We start from the raw sequence: 25,321 nt of genomic DNA, 5'->3' as shown, positions 1-25,321 counted from the left end.
ACTCCCCCCCGCCGGTACCACGAGAGAGGCACCCCCACTCATGCGCAGATCCGTCGCGTCCGTCCTCGCCGCCGCCCTGCTCCTGCCGCTCGCCGCCTGCGCCAACGACGCCGCCACCACCGGCCACGGCGCGGTGGCCGCCCCCGCCGGGCAGAAGGTCGACGGACCCAAGGTCAAGATCATGGTCGGTGGCCTGGACAAGGTCATCTACCTGCCCGCGATGCTCACCCAGCGGCTCGGCTACTTCGCCGAAGCCGGCGTCAACGTCGAGCTGATGACCGAGCCCGCCGGCGTCAACGCCACCACCGCGCTGCTCGCCGGGGACGTCCAGGGCGCGGTCGGCTTCTACGACCACACCATCGACCTCCAGGCCAAGGGCAAGAAGGTCGAGTCCGTGGTGCAGTTCGCCCAGGCGCCCGGAGAGGTCGAGGTGGTCTCCACCAAGCAGGCCGACGCCATCAGGTCCGGCGCCGACTTCAAGGGCAAGAAGCTCGGCGTCACCAGCATCGGCTCCTCGACCGACTTCCTCACCAAGTACCTCGCGGTCAAGAACGGCACCGCCGTCAGCGAGTTCAGCCCGATCGCGGTCGGCGCCGGCCAGACCTTCATCGCCGCACTCCAGCAGGGCAGCATCGACGCCGGGATGACCACCGACCCGACCGTCGCCAACCTCCTGGACAAGGGCCTCGGCAAGGTCCTGTACGACATGCGCACCCCCGAGGGCTCGCGCGAGGCGCTCGGCGGGCTGTACCCGTCGTCCTCCCTGTACATGAACACCGACTGGGTGGAGAAGAACAAGGACACCACCCAGAAGCTCGCCGACGCCTTCGTGAAGACCCTCAAGTGGATGTCCACCCACAGTCCCGAGGAGATCGCCGCGAAGATGCCCGCCGACTACGCGCAGGGCGGCGCCGAGCAGTACGCGGCGGCGATCAAGGCGACGCTGCCGATGTTCACCACGGACGGCGTGATGCCGGCCGACGGGCCGAAGACGGTGCTCTCGGTGCTCGCCGCGTTCCACCCGGACGTGCAAGGCAAGGAGGGGGCGATCGACCTGGCGAAGACGTACACCACGGAGTTCGTCGCCAAGGCCGCCGGCTGAGTCCTCGGCGGCGGCCCCGTGCCCGGTCGCGGGCGCGGGGCCGCCGCTCGCACGTCCTGGCTACACGCCCCGGACGGACAGCACGTCCATCCGCGAGGGCGTCCCCGCCGCCTTGCCGCAGCTCTCCGGACGCGCCGGCTCGCTCACCGTCTCGATCACGTCCACCTCCCAGGACCGGCCGTCCCGGTGCAGCACCGTCACCAGCCAGCGGCCCTCGCCGTCCGGCCGCTGGGTGAGCGTCAGCACGTCCGCCCCGGTCTCGCCGGTGGCCAGCCGCACCGCGTGCTCGGCCGCCTGGCCCGGACGCTCCCAGCCCGAGCAGCCCCGCGACCACTGCGGCACCGTGTGCCCGGCGGCCGTCGCCGCCAGCACCTCCTTGGCGGTCTCCGGCGTCAGCCGCCCGTACGCGTAGCCGTACGGCAGCACCAGCATCGTAGGGGAGAAGCGGTGCCCGCCCAGGTGGGTGACCTCCCACACCTCGCTGTGCCCGGCCGCCGCCAGCTCCGCCGCGAGCGGACGGCCCAGCAGCGCGCAGCAGCGGTCCCGCCGCCCGTTGGTGCACACCAGGGCCACCGGGCCGCCGACGTGCTCCGCCCCGAACCCGGCGTGGTCACCGGCGCCCAGGGCCGCGAAGTCCAGCTCCAGCAGCTCCGCCGGATCCGCCACCTCCGCCCGGCGCACCCAGCCCCGGCCCGGTACCGTGTGGGCCACGAGCACCTCGTGGCGCGCGGTCGGCAGGCAGTCGGCGTGCCGACCGGGCCGCCGGATCAGCGCCACCCGCACACCCGTCCCGGCCGTGGCCGCCTCCAGCGCCCGCCCGACCGCCGCGTCCAGATGGCTCTCACCCAGCGCCTTCGCGCCCCACGGCCCGTTCTGCTCCACCAACAGCCAGGTGCTCGCCACCGCCGCTGTCGCGGCCAGGGGCTCCGAAAGTTCACGCGACACGGTCGCACAGGTGCTCACCTGGGCAAGGCTACCCTCACCCGATCGCCCCCACGCGGTCACTCGAACGCGGCCTTCACCCGCTGCGCGACCGCCTCGTCCAGGGTGTCGTACAGCGGCGCGGAGACGGTCGGGAGGTCGGCGAACTCCAGTTGGACGCTGCGGACGACGCCGGCGAACAGTTCCGAATGGAGCTCCCAGTCCTCCGGGCACGGGGTGCTCGGTCCCAGCGAGAGCAGCCGGGACTCGTTCGGCAGCGGCAGGCACACCCGAAAGAGCGGAGGGGTACCGGACGAACCGGTACCCCTCCGCTCAGGCGAGGGCCAGGGACGCGAGGGCGTTACGCCGGGCCGGCGACCACCGCGATCGGGGTGGTGACCGGGGTACCGGAGCCGTCGCGGCGCGGGTCGCGCTCGGGGAGGTCGACCGGGGCGCCCTTGGCGGTGGCGGCGCGGGCCGGGGCCGCGCCGGCCCAGGCGAAGACCAGGCCGTCCTCGCCGCGCAGGAAGCGCTGGCAGCGCACGCCGCCGGTGGCGCGCCCCTTGCGCGGGTACTGCTCGAACGGGGTGACCTTCCAGGTCGTCTGCTCGCCGGCGGACAGCGTGTCCGAGGCCGTGGCCACCGAGACCACCACCGCGTCAGCCGCCGGGTCCACCGCGGTGAAGGACAGCACCCGGGCGCCGTCCGACAGCTTGATGCCCGCCATGCCACCCGCCGGGCGGCCCTGCGGACGCACCTGGCCCGCCGGGTAGCGCAGCAGCTGGGCGTCCGAGGCGATGAAGACCAAGTCCTCCTCGCCGGTGCGCAGTTCGACCGCGCCCACCAGCTCGTCACCCTCCTTGAGGGCGATCACCTCGAACTCGTCCTTGTTCGTCGGCCACTCCGGCACCACGCGCTTCACCACGCCCTGCGCCGTACCCAGCGCCAGCCCCGGCGAGGACTCGTCCAGCGTGGTCAGCGCCAGCACCCGCTCCCCGGCCTCCAGCCGCAGGAACTCGCCCACCGCGGCCCCGCCCGCCAGCGTCGGCGAGGGGGTCGGCGGCAGCGCCGGCAGGTCGATCACCGGCAGCCGCAGCACCCGGCCCGCGGACGTCACCACACCCACGTCCGCCCGCGCCGTCGCGTGCACCGCCGACACGATCACATCGTGCTTCGCCCGCTTCTCCGACACCTCGAACGGCTCGCCGTCCGCCGTGCGCGCCAGCAGGCCCGTCGACGACAGCAGCACCCGGCACGGATCGTCGGCCACCTCCAGCGGCACCGACAGCGCCGCCGACGGCACCGAGCCCGCCTCCAGCAGCACGGTGCGCCGCTCCGTCCCGAACTGCTTCGCCACCGCGCCCAGTTCGGAGGAGACCACGCTGCGCAGCTTGGTGTCCGACTCCAGGATCTCGGTCAGCTCGGCGATCTCGCGGTTCAGCTTCTCCTGCTCCTGCTCCAGCTCCACCCGGTCGAAGCGGGTCAGCCGCCGCAGCGGGGTGTCCAGGATGTACGCCGTCTGCGTGTCCGACAGCGAGAAGCGCTCCATCAGGCGTTCCTTCGCCTGCTGCGCGTTGTCACTCGACCGGATGATCGCGATGACCTCGTCGATGTCGAGCAGGGCCACCAGCAGGCCCTCGACCAGGTGCAGCCGCTCCTGGCGCTTGCGGCGGCGGAAGTCGCTGCGCCGGCGCACCACGCTGAAGCGGTGGTCGACGTAGACCTCCAGCAGCTCCTTCAGCCCCAGCGTCAGCGGCTGCCCGTCCACCAGCGCCACGTTGTTGATGCCGAAGGTCTCCTCCATCGGCGTCAGCTTGTACAGCTGCTCCAGCAGCGCCTCCGGCACGAAGCCGTTCTTCACCTCGATGACCAGCCGCAGCCCGTGCTCGCGGTCGGTCAGGTCCTTGACGTCCGCGATGCCCTGGAGCTTCTTCGCGTTGACCAGGTCCTTGATCTTCGAGATGACCTTCTCCGGGCCGACGTTGTACGGCAGCTCGGTGACCACGATGCCCTTGCGGCGGGCCGTCACCGCCTCCACCGTCGTCGTCGCCCGGATCTTGAACGTGCCGCGGCCCGACTCGTACGCGTCCCGGATGCCCGACAGGCCCACGATCCGCCCGCCCGTCGGCAGGTCAGGACCGGGCACGAACCGCATCAGCGTTTCCAGGTCCGCGCTCGGGTGCTTGATCAGGTGCCGGGCCGCCGCCACCACCTCGGACAGGTTGTGCGGCGGCATGTTCGTCGCCATGCCCACCGCGATGCCCGTCGCGCCGTTCACCAGCAGGTTCGGGAACGCGGCCGGCAGCGCCAGCGGCTCCTGCTCGCTGCCGTCGTAGTTCGGGCCGAAGTCGACGGTGTCCTCGTGGATCGACTCCACCATCGCCATCGAGGCGGCCGTCAGCCGCGACTCGGTGTACCGCATCGCGGCCGGCGGGTCGTCGTTGCCGAGCGAGCCGAAGTTGCCGTGCCCGTCGATCAGCGGCAGCCGCATCGAGAACGGCTGCGCCATGCGCACCACCGAGTCGTAGATCGACGAGTCGCCGTGCGGGTGCAGCCGACCCATCACCTCGCCGACCAGGCGGGCGCACTTCACGTGCCCGCGCTCCGGGCGCAGGCCCATCTCGTTGGCCTGGTGCAGGATCCGGCGGTGCACCGGCTTCAGGCCGTCCCGCGCGTCGGGCAGCGCACGCGAGTAGATCACCGAGTAGGCGTACTCCAGGAAGGAGCCCTGCATCTCGTCCACGACGTCGACGTCGAGGATCCGCTCCTCGAAGTCTCCGGGCGGCGGGGTCTGCGAACTGCGGCGGGCCATCGCGGCGGGGCTCCCTTACGTGTCGCTGGCTGTGTCTCGGTAGGTCAGTCGTCGGTCGGTCGCCGAACGCCGGGGTCGGTCGTCCGTCGCTCCGTGCCGCGCCGTCGACGCACCCGTCAACCGGGCGCCGCCGACAGGGCGCGGCGCCCCCATTGTGGACCCTCGCGCCGACACTCCCGGTCAGCGGCCCTCTTCCGCCCCTGGCGAACGCCCCCTCCGCGCGGACACGAACACGGCGCCCGGACGTTGCACCACAATGGGGGACGCCACACGAACCCCGACATCGACGACGGGAAGGACCCGAGCGCATGGCCAACCCGGCCCCCGCCTCCAGCCGAGGCATCGCCATCACCGAGCACCGCCTGGCCAACGGCCTGCGCGTCGTCCTCTCCGAGGACCACCTCACCCCGGTCGCCGCCGTCTGCCTCTGGTACGACGTGGGCTCCCGCCACGAGGTCAAGGGCCGCACCGGCCTCGCGCACCTCTTCGAGCACCTGATGTTCCAGGGCTCCGCCAACGTCTCCAACAACGGGCACTTCGAGCTCGTCCAGGGCGCCGGCGGCTCGCTCAACGGCACCACCAGCTTCGAGCGCACCAACTACTTCGAGACCATGCCCGCCCACCAGCTGGAGCTCGCCCTCTGGCTGGAGGCCGACCGGATGGGCTCGCTGCTCGCCGCGCTCGACGAGACGTCCATGGAGAACCAGCGCGACGTCGTCAAGAACGAGCGCCGCCAGCGCTACGACAACGTCCCGTACGGCACCGCCTTCGAGAAGCTCACCGCGCTCTCGTTCCCCGACGGCCACCCGTACCACCACACCCCGATCGGCTCCATGGCCGACCTGGACGCGGCCACGCTGGAGGACGCCCGCACGTTCTTCCGCACCTACTACGCGCCCAACAACGCCGTCCTCTCGGTCGTCGGCGACATCGACCCGGAGCAGACCATCGCCTGGGTCGAGAAGTACTTCGGCTCCATCCCCGCGCACGACGGCAAGCAGCCGCCGCGCTCCGGCGAGCTCCCGGAGACGATCGGCCGGGAGATCCGCGAGGAGATCCACGAGGACGTCCCCTCCCGCGCCCTGATGGCCGCCTACCGCCTCCCGCACGACGGCACCCGCGAGGCCGACGCCGCCGACCTCGCCCTCACCATCCTCGGCAGTGGCGAGTCCAGCCGCCTCTACAACCGGCTGGTCCGCCGCGACCGCACCGCCGTCGCGGCCGGCTTCGGCCTGCTGCGCCTGGCCGGCGCCCCCAGCCTCGGCTGGCTCGACGTCAAGACCTCCGGCGACGCCACCCTGGAGCAGATCGGCACCGCCGTCGACGAGGAGCTCGCCCGCTTCGCCGCCGAGGGCCCCACGCCCGAGGAGCTCGAACGCGCCCAGGCCCAGATCGAGCGCGAGTGGCTCGACCGGCTCACCACGGTGGCCGGCCGCGCCGACGAACTGTGCCGCTACGCCGTCCTGTTCGGCGACCCCAAGCTGCTCAACGACGCCCTCCCCAAGGTCCTCGACGTCACCGCCGAGGAGGTCCAGGCCGTCGCCAAGGCCCGGATCCACCCCGACAACCGGGCCGTCCTCGTCTACGAGCCGACCGCCGCCGCCGAGACCGACGCCGACACCGACGCTTCCGAAGAGGAGGGTGCCGCCGTATGAGCACCGACTACGTCCCCGCCATGACCTTCCACCCGCAGCCCCAGCCGGGCACGCCCAGCCCCTGGGACTTCCCCGCCCCCGAGCGGGCCGCCCTCGGCAACGGCATCACCGTGCTGCACTGCCACCGGCCCGGCCAGCAGCTGGTCGCCGTCGAGGTCCTCGTCGACGCCCCGCTCGCCGCCGAGCCCGAGGGCCTGGACGGCATCGCCGGCATCCTCGCCCGCGCCTTCAGCGAGGGCACCGACACCCTCACCGCCGAGGAGTACGCCGCCGAGCTGGAGCGGGCCGGCGCCACCCTCGACGCGCACGCCGACCACCCGTGCATCCGGATCTCCCTGGAGGTCCCCGCCTCCCGGCTCCAGCGCGGCCTGTCCCTGCTCGCCGACGCCCTGCGCGCGCCCGCCCTCCCCGAGGCCGAGATCGAGCGCCTGGTCGCCAACCGCCTGGACGAGATCGTCCACGAGCAGGCCAACCCCGCCCGGCGGGCCGCCAAGGCCCTGTACGCCGAGCTCTTCGACGGCGCCGACCGGCTCTCCCGGCCGCGCGCCGGCACCGCCGACACCGTCAAGTCGATCGACCGCGCCGCCGTCAAGGCCTTCTACGACGCCCATGTGCGCCCGGCGACCAGCACCGTCGTGGTGGTCGGCGACCTCACCGGCGTCGACCTGCCCGCGCTGCTGGAGAGCACCCTGGGCACCTGGACCGGCAGCGCCGCCGCGCCGTCCGTCCACGCCCCGGTCGCCGGCGACGACCGCGGCCGCGTCGTCATCGTGGACCGGCCCGGCTCCGTCCAGACCCAGCTGCTCATCGGCCGGATCGGGCCCGACCGCCACGACCCGGTCTGGGCCGCCCAGACCCTCGGCACCTACTGCCTCGGCGGCACCCTCACCTCCCGCCTGGACCGGGTCCTGCGCGAGGAGAAGGGCTACACCTACGGTGTCCGCTCCTTCGCCCAGCCGCTGCGCTCCGCCGCCGACGGCAGCGGGCGCTCGCTGCTCGCCATCAGCGGCTCGGTGGACACCGCCTCCACCGCCCCGGCGCTGGCCGACACCTGGACCATCCTGCGCACCCTCGCGGCCGAGGGCCTCACCGACGCCGAGCGTGACGAGGCCGTGCAGTTCCTGGTCGGCGTCGCCCCGCTGAAGTACGAGACGGCGGGCTCGGTGGCCGGCACCCTGGCCGACCAGGTCGAGCAGTACCTGCCGGACGACTACCAGGCCGAGGTCTACCGGAAGCTCGCCGAACTGCCGACCTCGGCCGCCACCGAGGCGGTCGTCGCGGCCTTCCCGCCGGACCGCCTGGTCACCGTCCTGGTCGGCGACGCCTCGGTGATCGCCGACGACGTGCGGGCGCTCGGCATCGGCGAGGTCACCGTCGTCAGCTGATCGGTTCGTCGGATCACCGTCCGGCCCGGTGGAGCACCCGCTCCGCCGGGCCGGACGTGCTTTTAAATCCGTTGCGGGCCCGGCCTGTTCCGTGGATAGATGTTCCCCGACGCACAGCACGTGCGAACTGCGACGAAGGAAGGGAGGCGGTCACCATGCGGGTCGAGCAAGCCATACGACGCTCCCCGAGGCCGTATTCCCCCTGCACCGTCGCCCCGGGCGCCTGAGCCCCACCCCCTGAACTTCCCCGAGCCGCGCCGGGATTCCTCGCGCGGCGGTTTCCCCCTTCTGAACTCCCCGACCTCTGGAGGTCGTTCAACCATGACGTACACCGAGGTGCCCGGCGTCCGGGTGCCGATCCGGATGTGGGCCGACCCGGCCACGGTCGAGGGCCAGGCCATGCAGCAGCTGCGCAACATCAGCTCGCTGCCCTGGCTGCACGGCCTCGCCGTGATGCCCGACGTCCACCTGGGCAAGGGGGCGACGGTCGGCTCCGTCATAGCGATGAACGGCGCGGTCTGCCCGGCGGCGGTCGGCGTCGACATCGGCTGCGGGATGAGCGCGGTGAAGACCTCGCTGACCGCCAAGGACCTCCCGGACGACCTGTCCCGGCTGCGCCGCGAGATCGAGCGGGCGATCCCGGTCGGCCGCGGCCTGCACGGCGAGCCGGTCGACCCGACCAAGCTGCACGGCTTCCGTACGGCGGGCTGGGACGACTTCTGGCGGCGCTTCGACGGGGTGGCGGAGGACGTCAAGTGGCGCCGCGGCCGGGCGATGCAGCAAATGGCGACGCTCGGTGGGGGAAACCACTTCATCGAAGTGTGCGTCGACACGACCGGCACGGTCTGGCTGATGCTGCACTCCGGCTCCCGCAACATCGGCAAGGAGCTGGCGGAGCACCACATGGACGTCGCCCGCTCGCTGCCGCACAACCAGGGCCTGATCGACCGGGACCTCGCGGTGTTCATCGCGGACACCCCGCAGATGAACGCCTACCGCCAGGACCTCTTCTGGGCGCAGGAGTACGCGAAGCACAACCGGGCCCTGATGATGGCGCTCCTCCAGGGCGTCGTCCGCCGGGAGTTCGCCAAGGCCACGGTCGCTTTCGACGAGGTGATCAGCTGCCACCACAACTACGTCTCGGAGGAGTCGTACGACGGTGTCGACCTGCTGGTCACCCGCAAGGGGGCGATCAAGGCGGGCACCGGCGACTTCGGGATCATCCCGGGCTCGATGGGCACCGGCTCCTACATCGTCCGGGGCCTGGGCAACGAGGCGGCGTTCAACTCCGCCTCGCACGGCGCCGGCCGCAAGATGAGCCGCAGCGCCGCGAAGAGGCGGTTCACCGAGGCGGACCTGGCCGAGCAGACCAAGGGCGTCGAGTGCCGCAAGGACGGCGGCGTGGTGGACGAGATCCCGGGCGCCTACAAGAACATCGAGAAGGTCATCGAGCAGCAGCAGGACCTGGTCGAGGTGGTCGCGCACCTCAAGCAGGTGGTCTGCGTGAAGGGCTGACCACAGCAGATCGGGGTGCCGCCGGAATCCGGCGACACCCCGATCGGGCAGTGGCGAGGGCTCAGACGGCGGGGAGCTCGTCGAGGCCCTCGGAGACGAGCTTGGCGAGGCGGTCGAGGGCCTCGTCGGCGTTCTCGGCGTCGGAGGCGAGGATGACCTCGTCGCCGCCCTGGGCGCCCAGGCCGAGGAGGCCGAGCATGGAGGCGGCGTTGACCGGGTTGCCGCCCGGCTTGGCGATGGTGATCGGCACGCCGGTGGCCGTGACGGCCCGGACGAAGACGGAGGCGGGACGGGCGTGCAGGCCCTCGGCCCAACCGATGGTGACGCGGCGCTCAGCCATGAGACGTGCCTTTCCGGTGAAGCTGGTCACGGCCGTGCTCGGGGAGCGGGGGGAAGCGGCCATGTTGTCTAGACCAGTGTTACACGCAGGCGGCCTCTGGAAACCGCAGCGTTCAGGACTTGTGATTGTTTCTTTTCGGGGCATAAAACCCGGCCGACAACCCTGTCCACCCTGCCGTGGACACTCGGCCCACGCCATTCGGCCCGCCGCCGGATAACCTGACGAATGTGGAAGACCCCGCGGTGGCGAACCCCGACCAGCACGACTATCCGCAGCACCCCGACTACCCGCAACACTGGGAAGCGGACATCCTGCTGCGCGACGGAGGCACGGCCCGGATCAGGCCGATCACGCCCGCCGACGCCGGACGGCTCGTGGACTTCTACGAGCAGGTCTCGGACCAGTCCAAGTACTTCCGGTTCTTCGCCCCCTATCCGCGGCTCTCCGACAAGGACGTCCGCCGCTTCACCCACCACGACTTCGTGAACCGGGTGGGCCTCGCGGTGGTGGTCCGGGACCGCTTCATCGCCACCGTCCGGTACGACCGGATCGACGCCGACGGCCGTCCCTGCGAAACCGGCACCGACGCCGAGGTGGCCTTCCTGGTGCAGGACGCCCACCAGGGCCGCGGCGTGGCCTCCGCCCTGCTGGAGCACATCGCGGCGGTGGCGCAGGAACGCGGCATCCGCCGCTTCCAGGCCGAGGTGCTGCCGGAGAACCGCAAGATGGTGAAGGTCTTCACCGACGCCGGCTACACCCAGCGCCGCAGCTTCGCCGACGGCGTGGTGCACCTGGAGTTCGACCTCGAACAGACCGACCGCTCGCTCGCCGTGATGCGCGCCCGCGAGCACCGCGCCGAGGCACGCTCCGTACAACGGCTGCTCACCCCGCGCTCGGTGGCGGTGATCGGGGTCTCCCGCACCCCGCAGACCGTCGGCCGCGCCATCCTGCGCGACCTGCTCGGCGAGGCCCCCGCCGACCGCCCCGTCCACGCGGTGAACCGCAACGCCGAGCCCGGCACCGAACTGGACGGCGTCCCGGTCCACCGCTCGATCCTGGACATCCCCGGACCGGTGGACCTCGCGGTGATCGCCGTCCCCGAGGGCGCCGTCCCGGCCGCCGTCGCCGAGTGCGGCGCCCACGGCGTGCAGGGCCTGGTCGTGGTCACCGCCGGCTACGCCGAGACCGGCCCCGAGGGCCGGGACCGGCAGCGCGCACTGGTCCGCCAGGCCCGCGCGGCCGGCATGCGGGTGATCGGCCCGAACGCCTTCGGCCTGATCAACACCGACCCGCAGCGCCCGCTGAACGCCTCGCTCGCCCCCCGCCTGCCCGCCCGCGGCGGCTTCGGCATCTTCTGCCAGTCCGGCGCGATCGGCGTGGCCCTGCTGGAGGCCGCCCACAAGCGCGGCCTCGGCGTCTCCTCCTTCGCCTCGGTCGGCAACCGCTCCGACGTCTCCGGCAACGACTTCCTCCAGTACTGGGCCGAGGACGAGGCCACCCAGGTGGTGCTGCTGTACCTGGAGTCCTTCGGCAACCCGCGCAAGTTCACCCGGATCGCCCGCCGACTGGCCGCCGTCAAGCCGGTCGTGGTGGTCAAGGGCGCCCGGCACACCGGCAGCCTGCCGCCCGGCCACGCCGTCCCCGCCACCGCCACCGGGCTGCGCGACGCGACGGTCGACGCGCTGTTCGAGCAGGCGGGCGTCACCCGGGTGGGCACCATCACCGAGCTGTACGACACCGGCGAACTGCTGGACCAGCAGCCGCTGCCGCCGGGCGACCGGGTCGCGGTGGTCGGCAACTCCGACTCGCTCGGCCTGCTCACCTACGACGCCCTGCTCAGCGCCGGCCTGCGCCCGTGCACACCCGTCGACCTCACCACCGCCGCGACCGGCGAGAACTTCCGGATCGCCCTGGACGTCGCCCTCGCCGACCCCGCCGTGGACGCGGTGATCGCCGTCGCGATCCCCCCGATCGGCACCTCCGCGCACGCCTTCATGGGCGGCCGGCTGGCCGCCGAGGACGACGACCCCGCGATGGGCTCGGACGACCCGGAGATCGCCGCCGCCCTGCTCGAAGCCGGGCAGCGCGCCCGCGAGCTGGGCAAGCCGCTGCTGCTCACCCACCTGGCCCTGACCGACCTCCCGGCCCGGCTGCGCCCCGGCGGCATCCCCGCGTACGCGGCGCCCGAGCGGGCCGTGCACGCCCTCGCCCACGCCGTCCACTACGCGCAGTGGCGCCGCCGTACGGCCGAGGCCGAGGAGACGGCCCGGGTCCCCGAGCTGGATCGGATCGACGAGCCCGGCGCCCGCCGACTGGTGGAGGCGGCCCTGAGCACCCGGGCCGCGGTTGCCGCGCGCACCCAGCCCGGAGGCGCCCGGATCACCCTGCCCGAAGCCGACGCCCAGGAGCTGCTGGCCCGCTACGGCATCGACGTCTCGCCGACGATGCCCGCCCCGGACGAGGAGACCGCTGTCCGGGCGGCCGAGACGCTCGGCTACCCGGTGGCCCTCAAGGCGACCGCCCCGCACCTGCGCCACCGCCCCGACCTGGGCAGCGTCCGGCTGGACCTGACCGGCGAGGCGGGCCTGCGCCGCGCCCACCGCGAGCTGGACGCGCTGCTCGGCGGCGCCGCGCAGGCCGAGCTGGTGGTCCAGCGGATGGCCCCGCGCGGCGTGGACACGGTGATCGGCGCCACGGTCGACCCGGCGGTCGGCGCGATCCTCTCCTTCGGCCTGGCCGGCGCGCCGGCCGAACTCCTGGGCGACCTGGCGCACCGGTTGGTTCCGGCCACCGACCAGGACGTCGCCGGCCTGGTCCGCGAGGTACGGGCGGCTCCGCTGCTGTTCGGCTGGCGCGGCGCCGAGGCGGTGGACACCGGAGCCCTGGAGGAACTGCTGCTGCGGGTGTCGCAGCTGGTGGACGACGTGCCGGAGATCGCCTCGGTGGATCTCGAACCGGTGGTCGTGGCCCCGCACGGACTGGCGATCCTGGGGGCGCGGGTGCGGGTGGCGCCCCTGCCGGTCCGCAGTGATCTGGGCCCACGCGCCATGAGCACGCTGTAACCTTCCTTGGTTGCGCCCTGCCCGGGCGCTGCTGTCCGAAGCTCGGCGCCGTGCCGCCCGCTTCGTCGGCGGACCATGCCAGGATGGAGATATGGCGAAGACCGGTACCACCACCACTCAGGACCTGCGCTCGGCGATCGAGCGCAGCGGCTACTACCCGGCCCTCGTGTCCGAGGCGGTCGAGTCCGCGGTGGGTCCGGAGCCGATCAGCTCCTACCTGGTGCACCAGGAGACGACCTTCGACGCCAACGAGGTGCGCCGGCACGTGACGGTGCTGGTGCTCACCCCGACCCGGTTCGTGGTGAGCCACACCGACGAGCAGTCCGGGGCCGAGGGCAGCCCGGCGGTGCCGTTCGCGACGACCTCGACGGAGAGCGTCCGGCTGGACCGGATCGGCTCGGTCGTGGTGAGCCGGATGGTGGCGAACCCGGAGACGTACACCCCGGGCACCCTGCCGCGCGAGGTGGTCCTGACGATCGGCTGGGGCGCGGTGCAGCGCCTGGACCTGGAGCCGGCCGGCTGCTCGGACCCGAACTGCGAGGCGGACCACGGCTACACCGGTTCGGCCACGGCCGACGACCTCTCGCTGCGCGTGAGCGAGGCCGGGGACGGCCCGGAGACGGTGGCCCAGGCGCTGCTGTTCGCCCGGGCGCTGTCCGACGCGACGATCAGCAACGGTCCGCGAGTCTGATCGTCTGACCGCCGCCGTTTCCGCCCGCTACGAATCCGGTTCCATGTCCTTCGTTCCTGCCGACGGCTACGACGCCTTCGAGATCCTTGACCCGGCCACGGCTCCCGCGCCCCCGTACGGCAGCGGTTCGCTGTCCGACCTGCTGCCCTCGGTGGCGGCGGGGCTCGGCGTCCCCGGCTTCACCGCGACGCTCCCGATCGCTCCGGCGGACCGGGTGGTGGTGTTCCTGGTGGACGGCCTGGGCTGGGAGCTGCTGCTGCGCCACCCCGAGTACGCGCCGTTCCTGTCCTCGCTCGTCGGGAGCTCGATGGGCGGCAGCGGCCGCCCGCTGACCTCGGGCTTCCCGTCCACCACGGCGACCTCGCTGGCCTCGGTCGGCACCGGCACGCCGCCGGGCCTGCACGGCCTGGCCGGGTACACGGTGGCGGTGCCTGGCGCCGGCTACCTGATGAACCAGCTGCGCTGGCAGCCGCCGACCGAGCCGCACGCCTGGCAGCCGTACCCGACGGTCTTCGAGCGCGTCCACCAGGCCGGGGTGGCGACCGCGCAGGTCTCCTCCCCGCTGTTCGCCCAGACCCCGCTGACCAAGGTGGCGCTGTCCGGCGGCACCTTCATGGGCCGCACCACGGGCGAGGAGCGGATGGACCTGGCGGCCTCCTGGCTGGCCGAGCACGACCGGGCGCTGGTGTACACCTACGTCAGCGAGCTGGACGGCGCCGGCCACCGGTTCGGAGTGGACTCGGACGAGTGGCGGATGACGCTGGACGCGGTGGACCGGCTGGCCCGCCGACTGGCCCAGCAGCTGCCGCCGCGCTCGGCGATGTACGTGACGGCCGACCACGGCATGATCGACATCGCGCCGGAGGACCGGATCGACTTCGACGAGGACTGGGAGCTGGGCGCCGGCGTCGCGCTGCTCGGCGGCGAGGGCCGGGCCCGGCACGTGTACGCCGTACCGGGGGCCGCGGCCGACGTGCACGCGGTCTGGAGCGAGGTGCTGGGCGACCGGATGTGGGTGGCCACCCGGGACCAGGCGATCGCGGCGGGCTGGTTCGGCCCGGCCGTGGACGAGCGGGTGTACGCCCGGATCGGCGACGTGGTCGCCGCGGCGCGCGACGACATCGCGATCGTCGCCTCCCGCAACGAGCCCGGCGAGTCGGCGATGATCGGCCTGCACGGTTCGATGACCCCGGTCGAGCAGTTCGTACCGCTGCTCGAAGTCCGCGGCTGATCCGGCCACTTGGCACGTCCGTGCCCGAACTCCCCTGATGTGAAAGGCCCTTGCTCCACCCATGGCTGAACTGGTGTTCTTCTCGGGCACGATGGACTGCGGTAAGTCGACGCTGGCGCTGCAAATGGACCACAACCACAACGCGCGCGGCCGGCGGGGCGTGATCCTCACCCGCAACGACCGGGCGGGCGCGGCGACGATCTCCAGCCGACTGGGCCTGCGCGCCGAAGCGGTCGAGGTGACGGACGACTTCGACTTCCACGCGCACGTGGTGCAGCGCCTCTCGGCCGGTGGCCGGGTGGACTACCTGATCTGCGACGAGGCGCAGTTCTTCGCCGCCGAGCAGGTCGACCAGCTGGCCAGGGTGGTGGACGAACTGGACATCGACGTCTACACCTTCGGCATCACCACCGACTTCCGCACCCGGCTGTTCCCGGGCTCGCAGCGGCTGATCGAGCTGGCCGACCGGGTGGAGGTGCTCCAGGTCGAGGCGCTCTGCTGGTGCGGCGCGCGGGCCACCCACAACGCCCGTACGGTCGGCGGGGTGATGGTGGTGGAGGGCGCCCAGGTGGTGATCGGCGACATCTCGGTGGCCCAGGACGAGGTCGGCTACGAGGTGCTGTGCCGCCGTCACCACCGCCGCCGGCTGACCGCCGCGACGGCCCGCGCCTCGGTGCTCTCCCCGGACGTGCTGCCCTTCGAGGAACAGCAGGCCTGAGGCTCGGGGCGTGTCCCGGCCGCTACGGCAGCACCTCCAGCACGGAGAAGTGCCCGCCCTGCGGGTCGGCCAGCCGGACGGCGCGGCCACGGGCGGTGGCATGCGGTTCGACCAGGACCCGGCCGCCCAGCTCGACGGCCTGATGGGCCGTCAACTCCGCGTCGCGGACGGCGAAGTGGGTGCGCCAGCGCGGCTGGTGGCCGCGCAGCTCGGCATGGTGCCGAATGCCGGCGACCGGACGCCCGTGCACCAGCAGGGCCGTCTCGTTCTCGGTGGAGCGCACCGGCCGGGCGAGCACGGCGGCGTAGAAGACGGCGGCGCCCTCCGCGTCGGGGGTGAGGAGTTCGACCCAGGCCGGGCTGCCGGGTTCGCGTCCGGCCTCCCGGCCGAGGTGCTCCTCGCCCTGCCAGAGGCCGAAGACCGCGCCGGAGACGTCGGAGACGATGGCCATCCGCCCGGCGCGCTCGGCCTGGAGCGGCCCGACGGCGACGGTTCCGCCGCACTCGCGGACCAGCTGGGCGGTGCGGTCGGCGTCGTCCACGGCGAAGTAGGTGGTCCACTGCACCGGGAAGCCGGTGGCGGTGGAGACGCCGAGGCCGGCCACCGGCGACCCGTCGAGCTCGGCCCGGACGTAGTCGCCGAGCTGGCCGGGCCCAGGCGTGTACGTCCAGCCGAGCAGTGCGCCGTAGAAGGCGCGGGCACCGGGCAGGTCGTCGGTCAGCAGGCTGACCCAGCAGGGCGTGCCCTGGGCCAGTCGGAGTTCCACCGCGGGCAATGCGGGCCTCCTCGTGGGTGGTTGGCGCACGGGAATCCTCGCGCGCGAGGGTGATGCTTCCACCCTGACGGGCGCCCAACCCTCGGGCCGCGCGGAAAGTCCGGCAAAAGACCCCACAAAAGAGCGGCGGCCCGGGCGTGTCGGTGGGCTTCGAGGTCGGCCGGGACCGGCCCCCCGCTCGCCGCGCTGCGCGACAATGGCCGCCATGACCACCTACAACGAGGGTTCCCCGCTGATCTCCGCGGCCGAGCTGCGGGAGGCGCTCGCCTCCGCGCTGCCGCCGGTGCTGTTGGACGTGCGTTACCAGCTGGTCGGTGCCGTGCCGGGCGGCCCGACCGCGGCCGAGGAGTACCGGGCCGGGCACCTGCCCGGCGCCCACTTCGTCGAGCTGGACCGGGATCTGGCCGCCCCGCCCGGCGCCCCCGGCTGGGGCGGGCGCCACCCGCTGCCGGACCCGGAGGAGTTCGGGGCGGCCATGCGCCGCTTCGGGGTGAGCGCCGGGCGCCCGGTCGTGGTGTACGACGGCGCGGCCTCGATGGCGGCGGCCCGGGCGTGGTGGCTGCTGCGCTGGGCCGGGCACCGGGACGTACGGGTGCTGGACGGCGGCTTCGCGGCCTGGCAGGCGGCGGGCCTGCCGGTGACGGCCGAGCTGCCGGAGCCGGTGGAGGGTGACTTCAAGCCGGCGCCGGGGCAGTTGCCGACGGTGGACGGGGACGGCGCCGCGGCCTGGGCGGCGCGCGGCGGCCTGCTGCTGGACGCCCGGTCCGGGGAGCGCTACCGGGGCGAGAGCGAGCCGGTGGACCCGAAGGCCGGGCACATCCCGGGCGCGGTGTCGGCGCCGACGGCCGGGAACGTGGGCCCGGACGGCCGGTTCCGCCCGGCCGCCGAGCTGGCGGCCCGGTTCCGGGAGCTGGGCGCGGGGGAGCGGGAGACGGCGGTGTACTGCGGCTCGGGCGTGACGGCGGCGCACCAGATCCTGGCGCTGGAGGTGGCGGGCCTGTCGGCCACGCTGTACCCGGGCTCGTGGAGCGAGTGGTCGAGTGACGAGTCGCGCCCGGTGGCGGTCACCGAGCAGCCGGGCTGATTGCCGGGGAAAGCCGAAGGGGCGGGAGGCCCGGCCTCCCGCCCCTTCGACGTCCTACGACGACAAGTCCTACGAGCCCTGCTAGTCCTGCTTCTTGCGCCGACTGCCGAAGACGATCTCGTCCCAGCTGGGCACGGTGGCCCGGCGTCCGGGCCGGACGCCGTCCGCCTCGGCCTGCCGGTCGGTGGTGCCGACCAGCCGCTCGCGGTGCGGGGCCACGGCGCGCGGCATCAGGATGTCGGCGTAGGCCGAGCCCGCGCCGACCGCCGGGGCGGCGGCTGCCGCGGCCGGCTCCTCGCCCTCCTCGGCGACCTCGGCGGGCACCGGCTCGATCGCGGTGGGGCCGCCGACGGCGAGGTCGCCGCGGAACGCGGGGACCACGTCGAGCAGGCTGGTCAGCGAGTCCCGGGACTCGGCGGTGGCCTCCCGCGACTCGCGGACCTCGCGGGCCGACATGATGCGGTCGGCCGAGGGCCGGTCGATCATCGGGCGGGGCGGCCGGTCCTGGGGGAGCCGGGCGATCCGCGGGATGAACGGGAAGATCGACTCCTCCTCGCGCTCGACGTTCTCGCCGATCAGCGCGCGGGCCTCGTCGTCGTTGGGCTGGACCAGGCGCCGGGGCGGGTCGTACGTCCAGGAGGCGCTGCGGCCCTCGCCGTCGGCCCGGTAGGAGAGGATGACCTCCCAGGTGCCGTCGTCGCGCCGCCAGGAGTCCCAGCGCTCGGTGTCCTTCTCGGCGCCGCGCAGCGCGAGCCGCTCGGCCACGGCCTCGCCGAGCTGCGGGCCGGGGGACTCGCCGTTGCGGCGGATGGCGGTCTTGCGGGCGCGCTCGGCCATGAAGGCGCGCTCGGCGAGCACCGGCCCTTCGAAGCGGCGGACGCGGTCGACGGAGATCCCGGCGGCCTGGGCGACCTCCTCGGCGGAGGCACCGGCTCGTATCCGCGCCTGGATGTCCCGCGGGCGCAGATGGCTCTCGACCTCGATCTCGATCTGGCCGAGGCGCGGCCGGTCGCCGCGGATGGCGGCGCGCAGCCGCTCGTCGATGGGAAGGGTGTACTCCGTGCTGTCGGCAGCCTTGAGCACCAGCCGTGTGCCGTCGTTGCTGACGGCCACAACCCGCAGTTCGGGCACGGTTACCTCCCGGGTGGTGCCTGCCGACGTCACCTGCGTCGCTGCTCCCGTACTGAGTGTGGCCTGCCCACTCGCGACTGGCCACAACCTTGCTGAGTTCCCCGGCGTGTCGGGCTTACGCCCGCGCACGCCGTTGTGGCACGGTTGCCTTTTTGCCACGCCATCCGTCGACGTCGCGCCTGGGTGTCCCGGCCGTTCCTCGCACATGGAGTCGTTCGCGACGATCCGGGACCGGCGTCGCCGTGCGTGCCCGTTCCGTGGCTCCTCGTCAGGCTGCCGGTGGTGGCGCAGTCGACAAGTCGACCCAAGGCTCGGGCTTTACGAACAGTACTCCATTCGTGGCATCCAACGGGGCGGCTCGCCGCTCAAGTCTCCCGCGATTCACGGGAATCTCAAGAGCGCGCTCCCCCAATGGCGGACCACCGTCGGATGAACGGTGATCATCTTCACACAATCCGGGCCCGAAGAACCGCATTTTCGTCCCTTGTGTCCTTCTTTGGGCAAGATGGAGTGTCTTGTTCGAAGAACAGCCGTACGAAACCAAGGGATGTCGATGCCGGAGCGGAGCGCCGTCGAGGAGGGCGGCAAGGCCAAAGAGGGGCGCAAGCGGATCGATCTGAGTGTGGCTCAGGTCGCGGCGAGTGCGCTGGCCACAGTGGTGGGCGCGCTGCTGGCGTCCGAACTGGGGGTGTACGGCACGATCCTGGGCGCGGCGGTGGTGAGCATCGGGGCCACCACCGGCGGCGCGGTGTTCCAGCACATCTTCAAGCGGACCGGCGAGCAGCTGCGCGGGGCGGTGGACCGGGGGCCGAACCAGAAGGTCAACTCCCTGCGCCAGGTGCCGGTGGAGCCCGAGCAGCCGCGGACGCGGGTGCAGCCGGTGATCACTCCGGAGTGGAACGAGCCGCAGGTGGTGCGGGCGCGCCGGCGGTGGAGCTGGAAGACGTACGCGGCGGTGTCCGGGCTGGTCTTCGTGCTGGCGATGGTGCCGATCCTGGCGTTCGAACTGGCCACCGGGCAGCCGGTGTCGGCGACGGTCAAGGGCGAGTCGGGCAACGGCACCTCCTTCGGCGGCTCGGTGACGCCCAAGTCCTCCCAGCCGCAGGACACCACGCCGACCAGGCAGCCGGGACGGGAGCAGGGCGCCACGCCGTCCGACGCCGCCTCGGCCCCGGCGACCACCCGGCCGAGCCGGGAGCCGGAGGCCACGCCGAGCGCGGGCACGGCCTCGCCCTCGGCGCGCCCGAGCGCGACCCCGTCGACCGGCGTCTCCCCGTCGGCGGGCGGCCAGAAGCCCACCGGTGAGGCGCCCCCGGAGCCCGCCGCGCCGGGCGGCGGTTCGGTGAAGGAGCCGGCGAAGGAGCCGGCGAAGGCGCCGGTCGCCCCGCCGCCGGCCGCCGACGGGACGCCGTAACGGAGCTAGGGCGTGTCTTGCGGATCTTTGCCGGGTGCGCGACGCCGGGGCACGCACCTCGCCGCGTTGTCGTCGGTCGCCAATGCTCCGCAGTGGCTCCCTCCTCCGCCTTGCGATGCACGCACCCCAACGCCGCGCCCTGATCCGACAAGATCCACAAGACACGCCCTAGGCGCCGAGCACCCGGCGCAGGTAGTCGTTGCCGAACAGCCGCTGAGGGTCGACCTCGTCGCGCAGCGCGGTGAAGTCGCCGAAGTGCGGGTAGACGCCGGCCAGGTACTCCGCGTCACGGGTGTGCAGTTTGCCCCAGTGCGGCCGTCCCTGATGGGCGGTCATCAGCTGTTCGACGCCGGTGAAGTAGCCCTGGTCGGCGGTGCCCCGGTAGAGGTGGACGGCGATGTAGGCGCTGTCCCGGCCGGAGGCGGTGGAGAGCCAGAGGTCGTCGGCGGGGGCGAAGCGGACCTCGACCGGGAAGCTGACCTTCCAGTCGGACCGTTCGATCAGGGCCCTGAGTTCGCGCAGCACCTCGCCGACGGCCGCGCGCGGCACCGCGTACTCCATCTCCAGGAAGCGGACCTTGCGCGGGCTGGTGAACACCTTGTACGCGGTGTCGGTGAAGCTGCGCTCGGACCAGACCCGGCTGGCCAGCGAGGCGATCGAGGGGATCGAGCCGGGGAAGCGACGGCCGACCCGGCAGGCGCCCTCCCAGACGGTGTTGGAGAGGAAGTCGTCCTCCAGCCACTCCTTGAACCGGGGCAGCGGGGCGGCCGGGCCCTGGCTGCGGTTGTTGCGCTTGGTGGAGCAGCGGTCGGTGTGCGGGAACCAGTAGAACTCGAAGTGCTCGTTGACGGCGGTGAGGTCGTCCAGGCGCTCCAGCACCTCGTCGAAGCCCATCGGCTGCTCGTGCGCGGTGAGCAGGAAGATCGGCTCGACACCGAAGGTGAGCGCGGTGATCACGCCGAGGGCGCCGAGGCCGAGCCGGGCGCCCTGGAAGAGCCGGGGGTTCTCGGTGGGGGAGCAGTGCCGGACGGTGCCGTCGGCGAGGACGATCTCCAGCGCGCGGATCTGGGCGGCCAGTGAGCCGGAGTCGCGGCCGGTGCCGTGGGTGCCGGTGCTGGTGGCGCCGGCCACGGTCTGGACCTCGATGTCGCCCATGTTGGTCAGCGAGAGGCCCTCGGCGGCGAGGATCCGGTTGAGCCGGTGCAGCGGGAGGCCGGACTCGACGGTGATGGTGCCGGCCTCGCGGTCGATGGCGCGGACGGCGGTGAGCGCCTGCGGGCGGATCTGGACGCCGTCGCCGGCGGAGGCGATCGAGGTGAAGGAGTGGCCGGAGCCGACGGCCTTGACGGTGCGGCCCTGTTCGGCGGCCCGCAGGATCTCCTTGGCCAGTTCCTCGACGGTGCCGGGGGCGGCGGCCCGGGCGGGCCGGGCGCTCTGGTTGCCGGACCAGTTGGTCCACCGGATGGGGGTCGCGGTACTGGCCTGGGGCATTGCGCTGCCTCCTGCTCCGTGGCCGAACCGGTCGGCGCGATCCGGGGCGGCGCGGCCGCCCTACCCGCGGGTAGGCCCACGGGTAGGGCGAGAGACTAGTCAGTTCACCGTTCGGCGTCTACGGGCTGTTCGACCCCGTGGTCGGCCGCGGCGGCGGGCGTGTCGGCGGCCAGTCCGGCGCGCAGTCGGCCGAGCCCGGCGAGGGCGGCGACCACCCCGAGCAGGCCGGCGGCCAGCGGCACCCAGTAGCCGGCGGCGGCGCCGGAGGCGTCGACCACCCAGCCGCCGGCCGAGGAGCCGGCCGCGACGCCGAGGGCCAGGCCGGTGGTGGTCCAGGTCATGCCCTCGGTCAGCTGGGCGGCCGGGACGAGCCGCTCGACCAGCGCCATCGCGGTGATCAGGGTGGGGGAGATGGCGACGCCGGCGACCAGCAGCGCGGCGCCGACGGCGATCAGCCCGCCGATGCCGTGCACCCCGTGGGCGACCAGCAGCAGCGGCACCATGCTGACCGCCATGAACAGCACGCCGCCGAGGAAGCGCACCGCCATCGAGCCGGTGAGCTTGAGGGTCCCGAAGACCACCCCGGCCAGGCAGGAGCCGAGCGCCCACAGCGCCAGGATGTAGCTGGAGACGGACTTGTGGCCCTGGGCGTCGGCGAAGGCGACGGTGACCACCTCGACCGAGCCGAAGATCGCCCCGGTGGCGACGAAGGTCACCATCAGCGTCTGGAGGCCGCGGTTGAGGATGACCGAGCCGCCCTCGTGCCGGGCGGCCGGGAGGACCGGCGGCTCGGTGGAGCGCTGCCCGGCGAACAGCAGGACGCCGACGGCGAGGAAGATCCCGCCGAGCAGCAGGCCGGCCTCGGGGAAGACGGCGGTGGCCAGGTTGATGGAGAGGATCGGGCCGACGATGAAGCAGACCTCGTCGACCACGGCCTCGAAGGAATACGCGGTGTGCAGCCTGCCGGGGCTCTCGCGGTAGACGTGGGCCCAGCGGGCGCGGACCATCGCACCGGTGCTCGGCATCACGCCCATCCCGGCGGCGAACACGAACAGCGTCCAGTCCGGGGCCTCCAGCCGGGCGCAGAGCAGCAGGCCGGTGGCGGCGGCGATGGTGATCGCCATGGCGGGGAGGACGATCCGGCGCTGGCCGTGCAGGTCCACCAGCCGGGAGACCTGCGGGCCGAGGATCGCGGCGGAGATCGCCAGCGTCGCCGAGACCAGGCCGCCCAGCCCGTAGGAGTCTCTGAGCTGGGACAGCATGACCACGATGCCGATCCCGGTCATGGAGATCGGCAGGCGCGAGACGAAGCCGGTGGAGGAGAAGGCCAGAGTGCCGGGGGAGGCGAATATCTGGCGGTAGCTGGACAGCACGGGAGCTCCGGGCAGGGGGGAGGTAAGGAATGAGGCTGGCAAACACAGCTTACGTACGTTGGCAAACGGTATTTTCCGGACACCCGCGCGGCCCCGGCGACGGTGCCCGGCCCCTCAGTGGCAGGATCGGTGCCATGTCCGACGCGCGCAAACCCTCCCCCTCCGGCGCCGCCCCGTACGACGCCCTGCTGCTCCTGTCCTTCGGTGGGCCCGAGGGCCCCGAGGAGGTCGTCCCGTTCCTGGAGAACGTCACCCGCGGCCGCGGTATCCCCAAGGAGCGGCTGAAGGAGGTGGGCAAGCACTACTTCATGTTCGGCGGGATCAGTCCGATCAACGGACAGAACCGGGAGCTGCTCGCCGCGCTGCGCAAGGACTTCGCCGAGCACGGACTGAACCTGCCGGTCTACTGGGGCAACCGGAACTGGGCGCCCTACCTGGTCGACACCCTGCGGGAGTTGGCCGCGGACGGCCACCGCCGGATCGCCGTGCTCGCCACCAGCGCCTACGCCGGCTACTCGGGCTGCCGCCAGTACCGGGAGAACCTGGCCGACGCGCTGGCCACCCTCGCCGAGGAGGGGGTGCCGGCCCTGCGGGTCGACAAGCTGCGGCACTTCTACAACCACCCGGGCTTCGTCCAGCCGATGATCGACGCCACCCTGGCCGCCCTGGCGAAGCTGCCCGAGGCCGTCCGCCCCGGCGCCCGGCTGGCGTTCACCACCCACTCCATCCCGGACACCATGGCCGAAACGTCCGGCGCCCCGGACGACCCGGCCCGCGGCCGCCCCGGCGGCGCGTACGTCGCCCAGCACCTGGACGTGGCCCGGCTGGTCGCCGCCGCCGTGGCCGAGCGCACCGGCGTGGCCGACCGGCCCTGGGAGCTCGTCTACCAGAGCCGCAGCGGCGCCCCGCACATCCCGTGGCTGGAACCCGACATCTGCGACCACCTGGAGGCCCAGCACGCCGACGGCGCGCCGGCCGTGGTGATGGTCCCGATCGGCTTCGTCTCCGACCACATGGAGGTCAAGTACGACCTCGACACCGAGGCCGTCGCCAAGGCCGCCGAGCTCGGCCTGCCAGTGGCCCGCGCCGCCACCGTCGGCGCCGACCCCCGGTTCGCCGCCGCGGTGCGCGAACTCGTCCTGGAGCGGGCCGCCACCGAGTGCGGCGAGCGCGTGGTCCGCTGCGCCCTCGGCACCCTCGGCCCCAGCCACGACGTGTGCGCGGTGGCCTGCTGCCCCAACCCGCGCGCCCCGCGCCCGGCCGTCGCCGAGCGCTGACCGGCCCTTCGACCGTCCGTCCCGTCGCTTCCGGAGGAGAACCCCCGTGCCCACCCCCGCCCTGCCCGACGACCGGCTCCTCGACGACCTGCTGGAGGTCGCCCTGGACGCGGCCCGGCAGGCCGGCGCCCTGCTGCGCGACGGCCGCCCCGCCGACCTCGGCGTGGCCGGCACCAAGAGCAGCCCGGTCGACGTGGTCACCGAGATGGACCTCGCCTCCGAGAAGCTCGTCCTGGAGCTGATCACCGACCGCCGCCCGGAGGACGGCTACCTCGGCGAGGAGGGCGCCGAGCGGCCCGGCACCAGCGGGGTGCGCTGGGTCGTGGACCCGCTCGACGGCACGGTCAACTACCTTTACGGGCTGCCCTCCTGGGCGGTCAGCGTGGCCGCCGAGGTGGACGGCCGGGCGGTCGTCGGCGTGGTGTACGCGCCGGCCCGCGGCGAGCTGTTCCACGCCGTCCTGGGCCGCGGCGCCCGCCTCGACGGGCGCCCGATCTCGGCCCGCCCGGCCCCGCCCTGGGGCCAGGCGCTGATCGCCACCGGCTTCAACTACGTCCAGCCGGTGCGGGTGCGGCAGGCCGAGGTGCTGCTGGCGCTGATGCCGCAGGTGCGGGACATCCGCCGGGGCGGGGCGGCCGCGGTGGACCTGTGCGACGTCGCCGCCGGGCGGCTGGACGGCTACTACGAGCGCGGCCTCGCCCCCTGGGACCGGGCGGCCGGCTGCCTGATCGCCGCCGAGGCCGGCGCCCTGACCGGCGGCCGCCCCGGGCACGGGCCGGACGGCGAGCTGACCGTCGCCGCCGCCCCCGGGGTGTACGAGCCGCTCCAGGAGCGGCTGGCCGAGCTGCGCGCCTGGGCGGACTGACCGGTTCCGGCCGTCCCGCCTCCTCGGCGTCCGAGGGAGGCGGGGCGGCCCCGGGCATGCGAAGAGCCCTGACACACGGGGGATGCCAGGGCCTGGGTTTCGCACGGCCCCCGCAGGGCCGCTGGTGCCGGAGATCCGGCGACGGGTCGGATGTGCCGGACGGGTCAGGCAGCGGTGCGGTGGCGCTCCAGCATCGTGTCCACGCCGTGCTCGGCGGCGAGCCGACGAAGATCGTCCAGTTCGGACTGCTCCACCTCGGCGAGGAACTCGTCCCCGGCCTCGATCGCGCGGTGCAGATCCTGCTCGGCGTTGGCTATGCGCTGGAGGATTCCGGCCTTGAAGGCGTCCATGCGGGCCCCCTTACTGTGTCGGACGTGCACGGTCGTGCGCTCTCCGCCCCGAGGAGGTCCAGCCGGTGAAAGCACGCCGACCGGCAGGTGGTGGATCGCCGGACGAGTGCGGAGACGGCTTGCCGCCGC

At 73.3% G+C, this 25,321-nt stretch carries 21 protein-coding genes; 12 read left to right on the top strand and 9 right to left on the bottom strand.

Annotated features, from left to right (window positions below; all coding sequences use genetic code 11):
• The first annotated feature begins 40 nt into the window (after positions 1-40).
• Entirely contained in the window at positions 41-1,102 is a 1,062-nt protein-coding gene (locus QWJ13_RS25460) for an ABC transporter substrate-binding protein (RefSeq protein WP_316527280.1), read from the top strand.
• 60 nt (positions 1,103-1,162) lie between these two features.
• On the opposite strand, the gene QWJ13_RS25455 is transcribed toward QWJ13_RS25460, so the two are convergent.
• The 3 genes from QWJ13_RS25455 to QWJ13_RS25445 form a co-directional block, all read right to left on the bottom strand.
• A complete protein-coding gene (locus QWJ13_RS25455) occupies positions 1,163-2,065 on the bottom strand; it encodes a ferredoxin family protein (protein ID WP_316527279.1) in 903 nt (300 codons plus the stop codon).
• Positions 2,066-2,103: 38 nt separating this feature from the next.
• A complete protein-coding gene (locus QWJ13_RS25450; protein WP_316527278.1) occupies positions 2,104-2,313 on the bottom strand; it encodes a hypothetical protein in 210 nt (69 codons plus the stop codon).
• Positions 2,314-2,384: 71 nt separating this feature from the next.
• On the bottom strand, positions 2,385-4,835 hold the full coding sequence (locus QWJ13_RS25445) for a DNA gyrase/topoisomerase IV subunit A (protein WP_316527277.1): 2,451 nt from the start codon (positions 4,833-4,835) through the stop codon (positions 2,385-2,387).
• Between the two features lie 308 nt (positions 4,836-5,143).
• Here QWJ13_RS25445 and QWJ13_RS25440 point away from each other — a divergent pair, with 308 nt between their 5' ends.
• The 3 genes from QWJ13_RS25440 (at position 5,144) to QWJ13_RS25430 (ending at position 9,390) form a co-directional block, all read left to right on the top strand.
• A complete protein-coding gene (locus QWJ13_RS25440; protein WP_316527276.1) occupies positions 5,144-6,490 on the top strand; it encodes a M16 family metallopeptidase in 1,347 nt (448 codons plus the stop codon).
• Between the two features lie 20 nt (positions 6,491-6,510).
• The gene (locus QWJ13_RS25435) at positions 6,511-7,875 is read left to right on the top strand and encodes a M16 family metallopeptidase (protein ID WP_316527409.1); all 1,365 of its coding nucleotides are present in this window, start codon (positions 6,511-6,513) and stop codon (positions 7,873-7,875) included.
• 321 nt (positions 7,876-8,196) lie between these two features.
• On the top strand, positions 8,197-9,390 hold the full coding sequence (locus QWJ13_RS25430; RefSeq protein WP_316527275.1) for an RtcB family protein: 1,194 nt from the start codon (positions 8,197-8,199) through the stop codon (positions 9,388-9,390).
• Positions 9,391-9,451: 61 nt separating this feature from the next.
• On the opposite strand, the gene QWJ13_RS25425 is transcribed toward QWJ13_RS25430, so the two are convergent.
• Complete coding sequence (locus tag QWJ13_RS25425) at positions 9,452-9,730, bottom strand: HPr family phosphocarrier protein (RefSeq protein WP_316527274.1); 279 nt, start codon at positions 9,728-9,730, stop codon at positions 9,452-9,454.
• Positions 9,731-9,957: 227 nt separating this feature from the next.
• Between QWJ13_RS25425 and QWJ13_RS25420 the strand changes: the two genes are divergently transcribed.
• From QWJ13_RS25420 to QWJ13_RS25405, 4 genes are all read left to right on the top strand, one after another.
• Positions 9,958-12,792, top strand: coding sequence for a bifunctional acetate--CoA ligase family protein/GNAT family N-acetyltransferase (locus tag QWJ13_RS25420; RefSeq protein WP_316527273.1), 2,835 nt, complete (start codon positions 9,958-9,960; stop codon positions 12,790-12,792).
• A 91-nt stretch (positions 12,793-12,883) separates the two neighbouring features.
• Positions 12,884-13,483, top strand: coding sequence for a DUF5998 family protein (locus QWJ13_RS25415; protein WP_316527272.1), 600 nt, complete (start codon positions 12,884-12,886; stop codon positions 13,481-13,483).
• Positions 13,484-13,526: 43 nt separating this feature from the next.
• A complete protein-coding gene (locus QWJ13_RS25410) occupies positions 13,527-14,714 on the top strand; it encodes an alkaline phosphatase family protein (protein ID WP_316527271.1) in 1,188 nt (395 codons plus the stop codon).
• Positions 14,715-14,775: 61 nt separating this feature from the next.
• Positions 14,776-15,432: a thymidine kinase gene (locus tag QWJ13_RS25405; protein ID WP_316527270.1), complete on the top strand. Its 657-nt coding sequence runs from the start codon at positions 14,776-14,778 to the stop codon at positions 15,430-15,432.
• 22 nt (positions 15,433-15,454) lie between these two features.
• Here QWJ13_RS25405 and QWJ13_RS25400 read toward each other — a convergent pair whose 3' ends face one another.
• Positions 15,455-16,198, bottom strand: a complete 744-nt coding sequence (locus QWJ13_RS25400) for a VOC family protein (RefSeq protein WP_316527408.1) — start codon at positions 16,196-16,198, stop codon at positions 15,455-15,457.
• Between the two features lie 214 nt (positions 16,199-16,412).
• Here QWJ13_RS25400 and QWJ13_RS25395 point away from each other — a divergent pair, with 214 nt between their 5' ends.
• Positions 16,413-17,291, top strand: a complete 879-nt coding sequence (locus QWJ13_RS25395) for a sulfurtransferase (RefSeq protein ID WP_316527269.1) — start codon at positions 16,413-16,415, stop codon at positions 17,289-17,291.
• An 81-nt stretch (positions 17,292-17,372) separates the two neighbouring features.
• On the opposite strand, the gene sepH is transcribed toward QWJ13_RS25395, so the two are convergent.
• Positions 17,373-18,455, bottom strand: coding sequence for a septation protein SepH (gene sepH, locus QWJ13_RS25390; protein ID WP_316527268.1), 1,083 nt, complete (start codon positions 18,453-18,455; stop codon positions 17,373-17,375).
• 520 nt (positions 18,456-18,975) lie between these two features.
• On the opposite strand from sepH, the gene QWJ13_RS25385 reads away from it, so the two are divergent.
• Positions 18,976-19,836, top strand: a complete 861-nt coding sequence (locus tag QWJ13_RS25385) for a hypothetical protein (protein WP_316527267.1) — start codon at positions 18,976-18,978, stop codon at positions 19,834-19,836.
• Positions 19,837-20,004: 168 nt separating this feature from the next.
• Here QWJ13_RS25385 and QWJ13_RS25380 read toward each other — a convergent pair whose 3' ends face one another.
• Complete coding sequence (locus QWJ13_RS25380) at positions 20,005-21,327, bottom strand: D-arabinono-1,4-lactone oxidase (RefSeq protein WP_316527266.1); 1,323 nt, start codon at positions 21,325-21,327, stop codon at positions 20,005-20,007.
• A 104-nt stretch (positions 21,328-21,431) separates the two neighbouring features.
• Positions 21,432-22,700, bottom strand: coding sequence for an MFS transporter (locus QWJ13_RS25375; RefSeq protein WP_316527265.1), 1,269 nt, complete (start codon positions 22,698-22,700; stop codon positions 21,432-21,434).
• A 134-nt stretch (positions 22,701-22,834) separates the two neighbouring features.
• Here QWJ13_RS25375 and QWJ13_RS25370 point away from each other — a divergent pair, with 134 nt between their 5' ends.
• Together QWJ13_RS25370 and QWJ13_RS25365 are read left to right on the top strand one after the other, a co-directional pair.
• Complete coding sequence (locus QWJ13_RS25370) at positions 22,835-23,977, top strand: ferrochelatase (RefSeq protein ID WP_316527264.1); 1,143 nt, start codon at positions 22,835-22,837, stop codon at positions 23,975-23,977.
• A 46-nt stretch (positions 23,978-24,023) separates the two neighbouring features.
• Positions 24,024-24,842, top strand: a complete 819-nt coding sequence (locus QWJ13_RS25365; RefSeq protein ID WP_316527263.1) for an inositol monophosphatase family protein — start codon at positions 24,024-24,026, stop codon at positions 24,840-24,842.
• Between the two features lie 164 nt (positions 24,843-25,006).
• Here QWJ13_RS25365 and QWJ13_RS25360 read toward each other — a convergent pair whose 3' ends face one another.
• Positions 25,007-25,192 (bottom strand): hypothetical protein, encoded by a 186-nt coding sequence (locus QWJ13_RS25360; protein WP_316527262.1) that lies wholly within the window; start codon positions 25,190-25,192, stop codon positions 25,007-25,009.
• Positions 25,193-25,321: the final 129 nt, after the last annotated feature.

The organism is Kitasatospora brasiliensis, from assembly GCF_032654805.1.
GTDB lineage: Bacteria > Actinomycetota > Actinomycetes > Streptomycetales > Streptomycetaceae > Kitasatospora > Kitasatospora brasiliensis.
This window is presented reverse-complemented; position numbering and strand designations above follow the sequence as displayed.